The sequence below is a fragment of the Kiloniellales bacterium genome (genome assembly GCA_030064845.1).
GTDB lineage: Bacteria > Pseudomonadota > Alphaproteobacteria > Kiloniellales > JAKSDN01 > JASJEC01.
In genome coordinates this window covers 54,416-63,737 of the sequence record JASJEC010000004.1, presented here as the reverse complement: position 1 = coordinate 63,737, position 9,322 = coordinate 54,416, and the positions used below count along the sequence as shown (strand labels likewise).

At 68.4% G+C, this 9,322-nt stretch carries 15 protein-coding genes and 3 tRNA genes; 9 read left to right on the top strand and 9 right to left on the bottom strand.

All coding sequences use genetic code 11. The annotated features are described in order from the left end of the window. The first annotated feature begins 131 nt into the window (after nt 1-131). Both QNJ67_02550 and QNJ67_02545 read left to right on the top strand, forming a co-directional pair. Nucleotides 132-557, top strand: a complete 426-nt coding sequence (locus tag QNJ67_02550; protein MDJ0607827.1) for a DUF4149 domain-containing protein — start codon at nt 132-134, stop codon at nt 555-557. Nucleotides 558-579: 22 nt separating this feature from the next. Further along, the gene (locus QNJ67_02545) at nt 580-906 is read left to right on the top strand and encodes a hypothetical protein (protein ID MDJ0607826.1); all 327 of its coding nucleotides are present in this window, start codon (nt 580-582) and stop codon (nt 904-906) included. A gap of 23 nt (nt 907-929) precedes the next feature. Here the strand turns inward: QNJ67_02545 and QNJ67_02540 are convergent, their stop codons facing one another. Next, the gene (locus QNJ67_02540; GenBank protein MDJ0607825.1) at nt 930-2,171 is read right to left on the bottom strand and encodes an FAD-binding domain-containing protein; all 1,242 of its coding nucleotides are present in this window, start codon (nt 2,169-2,171) and stop codon (nt 930-932) included. A gap of 12 nt (nt 2,172-2,183) precedes the next feature. After that, a complete protein-coding gene (locus QNJ67_02535) occupies nt 2,184-3,059 on the bottom strand; it encodes a demethoxyubiquinone hydroxylase family protein (protein MDJ0607824.1) in 876 nt (291 codons plus the stop codon). Nucleotides 3,060-3,262: 203 nt separating this feature from the next. On the opposite strand from QNJ67_02535, the gene folE reads away from it, so the two are divergent. Then, the gene (folE, locus tag QNJ67_02530; GenBank protein ID MDJ0607823.1) at nt 3,263-3,856 is read left to right on the top strand and encodes a GTP cyclohydrolase I FolE; all 594 of its coding nucleotides are present in this window, start codon (nt 3,263-3,265) and stop codon (nt 3,854-3,856) included. After that, nucleotides 3,853-4,662, top strand: a complete 810-nt coding sequence (locus tag QNJ67_02525; protein ID MDJ0607822.1) for an SDR family oxidoreductase — start codon at nt 3,853-3,855, stop codon at nt 4,660-4,662. Before folE ends, QNJ67_02525 begins: the two co-directional genes overlap by 4 nt. 35 nt (nt 4,663-4,697) lie before the next feature. Here the strand turns inward: QNJ67_02525 and QNJ67_02520 are convergent, their stop codons facing one another. Together QNJ67_02520 and QNJ67_02515 are read right to left on the bottom strand one after the other, a co-directional pair. Continuing rightward, nucleotides 4,698-5,225: a hypothetical protein gene (locus tag QNJ67_02520; protein ID MDJ0607821.1), complete on the bottom strand. Its 528-nt coding sequence runs from the start codon at nt 5,223-5,225 to the stop codon at nt 4,698-4,700. Nucleotides 5,226-5,307: 82 nt separating this feature from the next. After that, on the bottom strand, nt 5,308-5,637 hold the full coding sequence (locus tag QNJ67_02515; GenBank protein MDJ0607820.1) for a hypothetical protein: 330 nt from the start codon (nt 5,635-5,637) through the stop codon (nt 5,308-5,310). Nucleotides 5,638-6,008: 371 nt separating this feature from the next. On the opposite strand from QNJ67_02515, the gene QNJ67_02510 reads away from it, so the two are divergent. The 3 genes from QNJ67_02510 to QNJ67_02500 all read left to right on the top strand — a co-directional run bounded on the left by QNJ67_02510 (nt 6,009) and on the right by QNJ67_02500 (nt 6,867). Continuing rightward, on the top strand, nt 6,009-6,311 hold the full coding sequence (locus QNJ67_02510; protein MDJ0607819.1) for a hypothetical protein: 303 nt from the start codon (nt 6,009-6,011) through the stop codon (nt 6,309-6,311). 104 nt (nt 6,312-6,415) lie between these two features. After that, nucleotides 6,416-6,553, top strand: coding sequence for a hypothetical protein (locus tag QNJ67_02505; protein MDJ0607818.1), 138 nt, complete (start codon nt 6,416-6,418; stop codon nt 6,551-6,553). Next, nucleotides 6,493-6,867 carry a helix-turn-helix domain-containing protein gene (locus tag QNJ67_02500; protein ID MDJ0607817.1) on the top strand — a complete coding sequence of 125 codons (375 nt, stop codon included), beginning with the start codon at nt 6,493-6,495 and terminating at the stop codon, nt 6,865-6,867. Before QNJ67_02505 ends, QNJ67_02500 begins: the two co-directional genes overlap by 61 nt. 62 nt (nt 6,868-6,929) lie before the next feature. On the opposite strand, the gene QNJ67_02495 is transcribed toward QNJ67_02500, so the two are convergent. The 5 genes from QNJ67_02495 to QNJ67_02475 all read right to left on the bottom strand — a co-directional run bounded on the left by QNJ67_02495 (nt 6,930) and on the right by QNJ67_02475 (nt 7,980). Then, nucleotides 6,930-7,006 (bottom strand) — tRNA-Arg (locus QNJ67_02495). 43 nt (nt 7,007-7,049) lie between these two features. Further along, nucleotides 7,050-7,146: transfer RNA gene (locus tag QNJ67_02490), tRNA-Arg, on the bottom strand. A gap of 125 nt (nt 7,147-7,271) precedes the next feature. Beyond that, a complete protein-coding gene (locus tag QNJ67_02485; GenBank protein MDJ0607816.1) occupies nt 7,272-7,577 on the bottom strand; it encodes an ETC complex I subunit in 306 nt (101 codons plus the stop codon). 31 nt (nt 7,578-7,608) lie between these two features. Next, a tRNA-Pro gene (locus QNJ67_02480) sits at nt 7,609-7,685 on the bottom strand. Nucleotides 7,686-7,761: 76 nt separating this feature from the next. Next, nucleotides 7,762-7,980 (bottom strand): hypothetical protein, encoded by a 219-nt coding sequence (locus QNJ67_02475; GenBank protein MDJ0607815.1) that lies wholly within the window; start codon nt 7,978-7,980, stop codon nt 7,762-7,764. A 174-nt stretch (nt 7,981-8,154) separates the two neighbouring features. Between QNJ67_02475 and QNJ67_02470 the strand changes: the two genes are divergently transcribed. Together QNJ67_02470 and QNJ67_02465 are read left to right on the top strand one after the other, a co-directional pair. Next, the gene (locus tag QNJ67_02470; GenBank protein ID MDJ0607814.1) at nt 8,155-8,817 is read left to right on the top strand and encodes a class I SAM-dependent methyltransferase; all 663 of its coding nucleotides are present in this window, start codon (nt 8,155-8,157) and stop codon (nt 8,815-8,817) included. A 274-nt stretch (nt 8,818-9,091) separates the two neighbouring features. Next, on the top strand, nt 9,092-9,298 hold the full coding sequence (locus QNJ67_02465) for a hypothetical protein (protein ID MDJ0607813.1): 207 nt from the start codon (nt 9,092-9,094) through the stop codon (nt 9,296-9,298). Nucleotides 9,299-9,322: the final 24 nt, after the last annotated feature.

The following is a 9,322-nucleotide window of genomic DNA, read 5'->3' as shown; positions in this document are numbered from 1 at the left end:
CTTCGCTGCCGCGACGAGAGGAAGACCCGTCCCCGGCAGCGCCAGCAAGCCCGCCAGGAAGAGCCGCCGCGCCGGATCGGGGCCGGCGCCGGCAGATCCGCGGGCGGGTCGACGTCGTAGGAATGGTCGCAATGAACAGCTTCCTCACCGTCCTCGGCCAAGTATCGACCGCCACGCTCTTTGGGTCGATGGCCTTCTTCTCCTGCGTCATGGCGCCGCTGGTCTTCATCAAGCTGGAGGAGGCGACGGCCGGACGCTTCATCCGCAGTGTCTTCCCCTGGTACTACCTCGTCGTTCTCGTGCTTTCCCTGGTCGCGGCCCTCGCTCTGGCCTTCGCCCTGCCGCTCTACGCCGCGGCCATGGCGGCGATCGCCGCCGGCGCCGTCGTGTGCCGCCAGATGCTCATGCCCCGCATCAATCGCCACCGGGACGCCATGCTGGCCGGCGACTCGGGCGCGGGCAAGTCCTTCGACCGCCTGCACAAGCTGTCGGTCTGGATCAACGGAGCCCAGCTGCTCGCCGCCCTGGCGATCCTGGTGCTGCTCGCCGCCCGCTAGAGCGGATCCCATCGAGGCCCTCATGAAGACTCTTCCCTACCGCGCGACCACCGCGACCGGCAGCAACCTGGACTTCGAGTTCCCGCTGCACCGCGATACCGGCGACCCCGTCCGGGTCGGTCAGATGATATCGGCCATGCTCGAGGCCATCGACCGGGAGATCGCGCTGGTCGGCGATGCGAGCAACGGCGACGTGCTGCAGGCCGTCGCCATGACGCTCGCGATACGGGCGCGCATGATCCACGGCTCCCAGGACATCGCGGCCAGGATGGCGGCCGAGCTTGTTCAAACCGCGATCATCGCGGCCGAGGACGCCGATGTTTCCGGGCCTCAGGCCGGCCACGCTTAGCGCTTTCAACTGTAAGAACGGGTTCAGGCGGAACGGCGTTCCGGCTGATCAGCGGCCGCCCGCACCCGCCCCAGAATGGCGGGAATCTTGGCGCGGAAGGGGAAGAAGCCCCGGGACGCATGGGGCCAGGCCTGGCGGTCCCAGTTGCGCAGGACCTGAACCAGACCAATCCCGTCGGCGGCGAGCTTTTCGGAGAGTCGGTCCAGGGTCTCCGCCGTCGGGCCCACCGGGGCGTAGGGCGTCACGACCTGACGCAGGCCGAGCCCGCGCGCCCATTCGACAAGGCCGTCGAGGTCCGGTTCGGCGGCCTCGCCCTGGTCCCCCCAGGCGGCATCGGAGCGGGCGCGCACGTCCGCCAGGCCCTCGTCCACGAAGCTGAGAACCCGCTCCGAAACGGGCAGCGGCGAGCGGCCGCGCGTCGCGTTCAGCGTCGCGCAGCCGAGGAATGGGCCGCCGCTCCCGAGCAGGGTCTCGGGCGCCATATCCTCTTCCGTGACCAGAAGACCGCTCGGCAGGGAGGGGTCCCAGGGCAACGGGTCCGGCGGGGCCCCGGCCTCGGGATGCGGCGGACCGTCGAGCGGCGGCGCCGTCGGCGCCAGCCCGCGCACCGGCGGGAAGCGGCCGTCGGTGTACTTGGCGATGTTGTCGGGGCGTGCCAGGTAGGTCTTGCCCTTGGTCTGCAGGCCGGCGACCCAGCGCCAAGACAAGGTGTTCGAGGCCGGGTCCCCGTCCAGCAGGTGGCGCAGGAAGAAATCGGCGCCGAGCGCCCAGGGCAGCTCGAGGGTGAAGATCCAGGCGCTCGCGAACCACATGCGGGCGTGGTTGTGCAGGTAGCCGGTCTCGATGAGCTCCCGGGCCCAGGCATCGAAGCAGGCGATGCCGGTCCGTCCCGCCGTCGCCTCTTCCCAGCGCGTGCGCAGGTCGCTGTCCTCGCCGAGCGCCTCGGCCAGGCGCAGCACCTCGCCGCGGTAGGCGGTCCAGACGCCCGGCCGGCGCTCCAGCCAGCCCTTCCAATAGGTCCGCCAGAAGACCTCCTGGATGAACTTCTCGGCGGCGGAGAAACTGTGCCGCGCGAGCACCGCCGAAGCCGCCTCCTCTTCCAGCACCAGGCGGTGCCGGATATAGGGTGAAAGGCCGGAGACGTGTTCGTGCCGGCCGGGTCCCAGGTCGTGGTTCCGGAGGCGCGCGTAGTCGCGGCCGGCGCGCGGCAGGAAGTCGGTCAGGCGGCGCAGGCCTTCGGCGCGGGTCGCCGGTGCGAGGTCCATTGCGATTTCCGTCTAGACGCGGCGCGCGACGGCGACGGCCGCCGCCGAGCCGGAGCCGACCATCCAACGCCAGGCGCCGAGCAGCGGCCCCGGCCGGCGGTCCTGGAGCACCCGGGCCTCGTCGCGGTGGCGCAGCTCGTCCTCGCGGCAGCGGACCAGGAGCTCCTTGAGCGACTGCAGCTCGGGCGTGTCGCCGATCCGCTCGATCTGCTCCCGGTAGTGGTGGTCCACGAAGGTCTCGACCGCGTCGACCGTGGCGAAGACCGGCCGGGCGCCGAACAATGCCGGCAGCGCGCCGGTAATGAAGCCCGCCAGCCGCCAGATCGGCAGGACGAGACTGCCCTTCTCGCGCGGGAAGACGGTCTCGATCAGGCGGAGGTGTTCCCGCTCGGTCTCGATGTGGTCCTCGGCGAAGCGGCGTACCTCGGCGTCCCGCGTGACCGCCAGGATCCCGCGGTAGATCGCCACGGCCCCGGTCTCGCCGGCGTGGTCCGAGCGCAGGTCCTGCTCCAGCCAGCGCGGCAGGCCGGACGCCGGCTTGGCGGCGAGCAGCCGCTGCAGGCGCGGCCGAAACTTCAGGAAGAGCGGGTAGGCGAGGTCGAGAGCCCAGACCAGCGGCGGCCGCTTCATGATCCCGCCGAGGGCGCGGAACGTGGGCAGCGCCGCCCAGAGCTCGGCGAAAGCGGCCCCGCCGGACACCAGGGTGCCGTCGGGCCGGCGGGTGTGGAAGCGGGCGAGCGCCTGGGACTTGGTGAGGCCGGGGACGACTTCGTTCTCGGCATGCTGGCTGACGTCGATCCAGGCAAGCTCCGAGGCGCCGCGCCGCCGGCGGTAGAAATCGATCTCGCGCCGGCAGAGAGGACACGCTCCGTCGTAGAAGACGGTCAATTTTGCTGCTGTTTCCATGACCGAGAATACGCTCGCGCGCCCCCCTTGGATTTGCCGGGCCCGCGGACCGGGAAGCCGCCCACATGATCCGCCGGCCGGGCAGGCTCGTAGCAGATGCGGCTTCACTACAAGGAACCCCTCTCATGAATGCACCGCTCTCGCGTGAGGCGCTCCGCGCCTCGGTCGCCGGTCTCGACCCTGCCATGCAATCCGACAAGCCCACCCAGGAGGAGGCGGAGGCCGCCGTCCGGACTCTGATCCGCTGGGCCGGGGATGACCCCGACCGGGAAGGCCTGGTCGACACGCCGAACCGCGTCGTGCGTTCTTACCTGGAGTTCTTCGGCGGCTACGAGGACGATCCGCGCGAGATGCTGACCCGGACCTTCGAGGAGACCGACGGCTACGACGAGATGGTGCTGCTGCGCGACATCGGCTTCGAGAGCCACTGCGAGCACCACATGGTGCCGATCATCGGCAAGGCCGACATCGCCTACTTCCCCAAGCGCCGCGTGGTCGGCATCAGCAAGCTGGCGCGGGTGCTCGACGTCTACGCCCGGCGTCTGCAGATCCAGGAGAAGCTGACCGCCCAGGTGGCCAACACCATCGACGAGGTGCTTGAGCCCCACGGCGTGGCGGTGGTGATCACGGCGCAGCACCAGTGCATGACGACCCGCGGCATCCACAAGCCGGGCGTCTCCATGGTGACCAGCCGCATGCTGGGCTGCTTCCGCGACGACAGCGCGACGCGGCAGGAATTCCTCAGCATCGTCGGCAGGCCGGCCGGCATCGTCGCATGAACGCGCCGGTCTCGCTGCGTTTCGAGACCGGGCCGCGGAGCGGAACGCCGACCGACCCGAGGCCGGATAACAGCGCCGTCCTGGTGACAGGCGGCGCGCAGCGGATCGGCGCGGCCATCGCGCGTCACCTGGCGAAACGGGGCTGGCCGGTGGTCATCCACTTCAACCGCTCGGCCCAGACCGCGATGGCGCTCGGCGACGAAATCGCCGGGGCCGGCGGCCGCGCCGAACTGCTGCATGCCGATCTGTCGCGTGACGGCGATGCGCGCGACCTGATCGCGCGCGCCGAGAAGCGCGCCGGTCCGCTCGGCGTGCTGATCAACAACGCTTCGATCTTCGAGTGGGACGACATCGAGACCCTGGACGAGGCGTCCTTCGCCCGGCACATGGACCTCAACCTGCGCACGCCACTGACGTTGACCCAGCACTTCGCGGAGGGGCTGGCGCCGGGCCGCGGCGGCGTCGTCATCAACATGCTGGACTCGCGGGTCCTAAACCCGACGCCGCGGCACCTCAGCTACACGCTCTCGAAGACCGGCCTGGCGACCGCCACGCGCGGCCTGGCCCAGGCGCTGGCGCCCCAGGTCCGGGTCAACGGCATCGGCCCGGGGCCGACCCTGCCGGTCGTCGGTCAGACGCCCGAGCAGTTCGAGCAGCGCTGCCAGCGCCTGCCCCTCAAGCGGCCGGCCGCGCTCGACGAGATCTGCCAGGCGGTCGACTTCCTGATCCAGGCACGCTCCGTCACCGGCCAGATCGTCGCGCTGGACGGCGGCGACCACCTGCTCGGACACTGCCCGGCCGCTTGAGTCTGATTGATCCGGCGTCTGGATGCCGGCTGGAATCAGACGCCTCGAGCGTCTCTTGCCGCCTGTCTCGTCTTGGTGTGCTGCGAGATGCTGCCGACCCGCCAAGGCGGTACGACGAAGCGCCGCCGCCGGCTCGGCAAGGCGCGGAAATCGTCGCCCCCCTCGCTCTCCGCCGCCGGATGATGCCGGAACTTCGCGGCGCGATGCTTTGCAAGCGCGCGGCGCGCCGCTTCGACATTGGCCGCGCGCGCCTCGAGCTTGCGCAGGCGCTTGATCTCCTTGTTTATCCGCTTCAAGGCCGCGGTAAAGACCATCTTGCGCATCTTCGGGTGCTCGGCCGTGCCGGGGAAATTGCCGCCGCGCGCCGCTCCCTTGCCGCGCGCCTCCCTGCGCTTCTCGCGTGACAGGGTCCGCTCCCTGTCGCGCAGCTTCCGGAGACGGTCCTGGGTCGTGAAAAGCTCCGACCCGCTAAGCTCGTAGATCATCGGATGGTGGGTCGTCCGGACGAGTTCGAACTCCTCGAAGTCCAGCAGGCTTCTTTCGAATCTGCACGGTACCGACATGCCGCTCCTCCCAAAAGCTTCGGTGATCCTGGACGGATCGCGCGCCCGCCGCGAGGGGCGCCCGTCCTGGAATAGGCTCTCGTCAGCCTTTTTGAGTCGCGCTGATCTGCTTGAGGATGACGGCCATGTGCTCGACGATGTCGAGTCCACGCTTCGACTGCTCTTTCCAGTGATCGTGGGTTTCCTGCAGGGCGGACACCGCCTTGGTGATCTCTCCAGAGTCTTCCGGCAAGGCGCCCTCGACCGCCTTGGCCAGCTCCGCGACGGCCTGTTCGAGCGCGCCCAGTCTTTCCTGGTTCACCGCGTTCTGTTCCGACAGGTACCTAACCCAGGCGAAAAACAGCCGGCCCCATAGATCATCGGGCTGCTCGACGAGTTTGAGATCAAGGTTGAGACCGTGCGATTTCGCCATGTCAATGCTCCCACCTGTTGCTTACGTAGAGATAAGGTGCCTTTTGCCGCCGGAAACAAGGTCCCCGGCGCAGAGGTCTCCCTCTGCCCGGATCACACGTCCAGTTCAGTTAAATCAGTAGCATAACGCCCCTACGAACGCGACTCGCTTCGTGACCCGGATCCCGGTCGAACCCTGCCCCCGCGTGAGAGTCTCCGCCCGCTTGCCCGCAGCGGGCAGGTGCTTATTGTTCGACCCGATCGAGGCCGCGGGTCCCTCGGGGTCCGGGCCGTGTTTGCCCGAGGAGCCGATTTGCCGCTGCCGGAAGGTCACGCACCTGCCCGTTCTAGAAGATGTACACCGGCGAGGCAGCCTGGACGGGCCGCAAAGACGTGGGCCTTGCCGTTGCGGCGAACCTGCTGCTGGCGGCCCTCTTGGTCCGCCCGGCGCAGGCCGACTGGCTCAACCCGACCGGCGCCGAGACCGCGCCGAACATCGCCGAGGTGAGGGTCCTGGAGGACCGCGTGACGGTCGCGCTGGAGGTCGCCGTCGCCGACCTTGAGACCTTCGCCGCGCTGATTCCGGAGGACTGGGTGGCCGGTTCGTCACGGAACGTGCCGCCGCTGGCCGAGCCGCGGTTGCGCGAGGCACGCGCCCCGCCCGGCCGGGCGGCGGTCGGTCTTCTCGCCCGGTAGTGTCCTTCCCGAGACATTAGGTGACAGTCCATTTCGGACACATGGGTAACACTTTTTGGCATTTTCGGGGGGATCCGGAAATGCCGTGGAAGGAGTGTAGCCCCATGGATGAGCGCGTTCGTTTCGTGGCGAGGTTGCTGGACGGCGAGAAGATGGCGCCGTTGTGCCGGTCTTTCGGGATATCCCGAAAGACCGACTACAAGATCTTCGAGCGCTACAAGCAGATGGGCTGGAGGGGCTGACGGACCGCTCCCGCCGGCCCTACCGTCAGGCCAACAAGCTGCCGTTCCAGATCGAAAGCCTGATCGTGTCGGTGAAGAAGGAGCAGCCTAGCTGGGGCGCCCCGAAGATCCGCGAGAAGCTCGGGCGGCTCTATCCAGACATCAAGGCGCCGGCCGTCAGCACGGTGCATGCGGTGCTCGACCGGCACGGTCTGGTCCAGCGGCGCAAGCGCCGGCGCTTCTACGACCTGGGATACTTCGACGAAGATACCTGCCGCCTCGAGCCTATCGAGGACCCCTTCGGCAGAAATGTGTTACCTATGTCTCGGGAGTAATCTGTAACCCATGTCTCCGGTACAAAGTGTTACCTATGTGTCCGGGCCGGACAACAAGGAGCTGGCGCGCCCGGCAGGATTCGAACCTGCGACCTGCGGATTAGAAGTCCGCTGCTCTATCCAGCTGAGCTACGGGCGCTCTTGGCGGCACTATATCCGCAAAAGGTAATCCGTCTACCAAATGGCGCGCCCGGCAGGATTCGAACCGCGCTGCGCGCTGCCGCTCCGCGGCCCTGCGGATTAGAAGTCCGCTGCTCTATCCAGCTGAGCTACGGGCGCTCTTGGCGGCACTATATCCGCACTCTAACCAGCTGAGCTACGGGCGCTTTCGCCGGCACTATATCCGCGAGCGGTCATCCGTCTACTAAAAGGGGGCGCCTGGGTTCAGGCAGCCCGAGCTAGGTTCAGTGGGTCCAGCGGCCGAGGCGGCCGTAGCGGAAGTTGTCGGCGTAGGCCTTGGGCCGGTGCTTGCGCTCGTGGGGCCGCTCCAGGGTGTACATCAGGCCGTGCTTGCGGGCGTAGGCCACGGCCTCGTCGGCCGTGTCGAAGCGCAGCCGGACCTGGCCCTTGGTGTCGCGCGACGAGGTCCAGCCCATCAGCGGCTCGACCCGGCGGGCCGATTCCGGCTCGAACTCCATCACCCACTTCTTGGTGTTGCCCTGGCCGGACTGCATGGCGGTCTTGGGCGGCTGATAGATCCTGACTTGCATGGCGGCCTCCGCTATCGCGCGGTCTCGTCGGTGGTCGGGGTGGACGGATTCGAACCGCCGACATCCTGCTCCCAAAGCAGGCACTCTACCAGACTGAGCTACACCCCGGCACTCCGTCGCGACCCGGGCAGAACCTAAGGTTTTGCGCGCCCGAAGGCAATCCCGTGGGAGCCCGGGCCGGGCGCTACTCGAAGATCACGTGGCCCTTGCCGATCTTGGCGATCTCGACCAGGTCGTGGGTCCGCCAGTCGAGCGCGCCGACCACGCGCAGCGGCACCGAGGCCTCGGCGGCCGCCCGGGCCAAGGGCAGGATGTCGTCGACCGCGAAATGGCTGGCGCGGAGGGTGACCCCGGCGCCGGCCCGGATGATGTTGAGCAGCTCGCTGACGTTCTTCTCGGACATGGGTTTCGCCCCCCAACGCGATTCCCTCGGGGACCCGTAATGGATCCGATCAGCCCCGAATCTACGACGCTTCGGCGCCGGGAGACAAGCCGCGCCCCGGCTTGCCCCCGCCTCGCCTTGCCGCCCCGGGAGACGCCGCCCTATAAAGGCGCTTCACCGGCGAGGGGACCGACCATGGCCAGCCGCGGCATCAGCCTGTCCGACGATCTCTACCAGTACCTGCTCGGCGTCTCGCTGCGGGACACGCCCATCCGTGCCCGCCTGCGCGAGGAGACCGCCAAGCTGCCCCACGCGGCCATGCAGATCGCCCCGGAGCAGGGCCAGTTCATGGGCCTGCTGGTCGAGCTGACCGGCGCCCGGTGCATCTTGGAGGTCGGCACCTTCACCGGCTACTCGGCGCTCTGCATGGCCGAGGCGGCGGGACCCGAGGGCCGGATCGTCACCTGCGACGTCGACGCCGAGACCACGGCGGTGGCCCGGCGCACCTGGGCCGAGGCGGGGGTCGCCGAGCGAATCGACCTGCGCCTGGCGCCGGCGCTGGAGACCCTCGACGCGCTGCTTGCGGCGGGCGAGGCCGGGCGCTTCGACCTGGCCTTCGTCGACGCCGACAAGCGGAACTACGACGGCTACGTCGAGCGGGCCCTGGAGCTGCTGCGGCCAGGCGGGCTGCTCTTGATCGACAACGTGCTATGGGACGGCCAGGTGATCGACCCGGAGGCCGAGGACCCCGACACGGAGGCCATTCGCGCGCTCAACCTCAAGATGCATCACGACGAGCGGGTCACGCTGTCGATGATCCCCGTCGGCGACGGGTTAACCCTAGGCCGGAAGCGATAAGCTGGACCCCGCCCGCGGGCGCATTTGCCGCAAAGGCAAGGCATGGTGGAGAAAGCCGGGCCATTAAGCCTTTCTTTACCCAACCTTAATGCCATGTTTACGGCTTTACTCGACACTGGCGGGGTTGGTTTGAGCAAAACCGGCCGTCGATCAAGAACCCACGAGGCATCCGATGTGGAAGACTCTGTTGCTTGGTACGGTCCTTGCGGTCTTCTCGTCCGCTGCCGCCGCCCAAAGTCAAAATGGCCAGAATCAGTGCAATAAGCGCGACAACGTGCTTTCGCTGCTCGCGAACAAGTACCAGGAAGCGCCGGTCGCTGTCGGCGTGACCAACACGGGCGGTCTGGTCGAGGTTCTCTCCACCGGCGACGGCAACACCTGGACGATCATCGTCACCACGCCCCAGGGCATGAGCTGCCTGGTCGCCGCCGGCGAAGGCTGGCGCGCGGTCGACCACGTCGCCGCCGAGCCCGAGGCCTGAGCCGGCCCTAGCCGCCCAGAGGCG

Coding starts and splice junctions, on each gene's coding strand:
- QNJ67_02550 (MDJ0607827.1), top strand. CDS start 132: ATGAACAGCTTCCTCACCGTCCTCGGCCAAGTATCGACCGCCACGCTC.
- QNJ67_02545 (MDJ0607826.1), top strand. CDS start 580: ATGAAGACTCTTCCCTACCGCGCGACCACCGCGACCGGCAGCAACCTG.
- QNJ67_02540 (MDJ0607825.1), bottom strand. CDS start 2,171: ATGGACCTCGCACCGGCGACCCGCGCCGAAGGCCTGCGCCGCCTGACC.
- folE (MDJ0607823.1), top strand. CDS start 3,263: ATGCAATCCGACAAGCCCACCCAGGAGGAGGCGGAGGCCGCCGTCCGG.
- QNJ67_02525 (MDJ0607822.1), top strand. CDS start 3,853: ATGAACGCGCCGGTCTCGCTGCGTTTCGAGACCGGGCCGCGGAGCGGA.
- QNJ67_02520 (MDJ0607821.1), bottom strand. CDS start 5,225: ATGTCGGTACCGTGCAGATTCGAAAGAAGCCTGCTGGACTTCGAGGAG.
- QNJ67_02515 (MDJ0607820.1), bottom strand. CDS start 5,637: ATGGCGAAATCGCACGGTCTCAACCTTGATCTCAAACTCGTCGAGCAG.
- QNJ67_02505 (MDJ0607818.1), top strand. CDS start 6,416: ATGGATGAGCGCGTTCGTTTCGTGGCGAGGTTGCTGGACGGCGAGAAG.
- QNJ67_02485 (MDJ0607816.1), bottom strand. CDS start 7,577: ATGCAAGTCAGGATCTATCAGCCGCCCAAGACCGCCATGCAGTCCGGC.
- QNJ67_02475 (MDJ0607815.1), bottom strand. CDS start 7,980: ATGTCCGAGAAGAACGTCAGCGAGCTGCTCAACATCATCCGGGCCGGC.
- QNJ67_02470 (MDJ0607814.1), top strand. CDS start 8,155: ATGGCCAGCCGCGGCATCAGCCTGTCCGACGATCTCTACCAGTACCTG.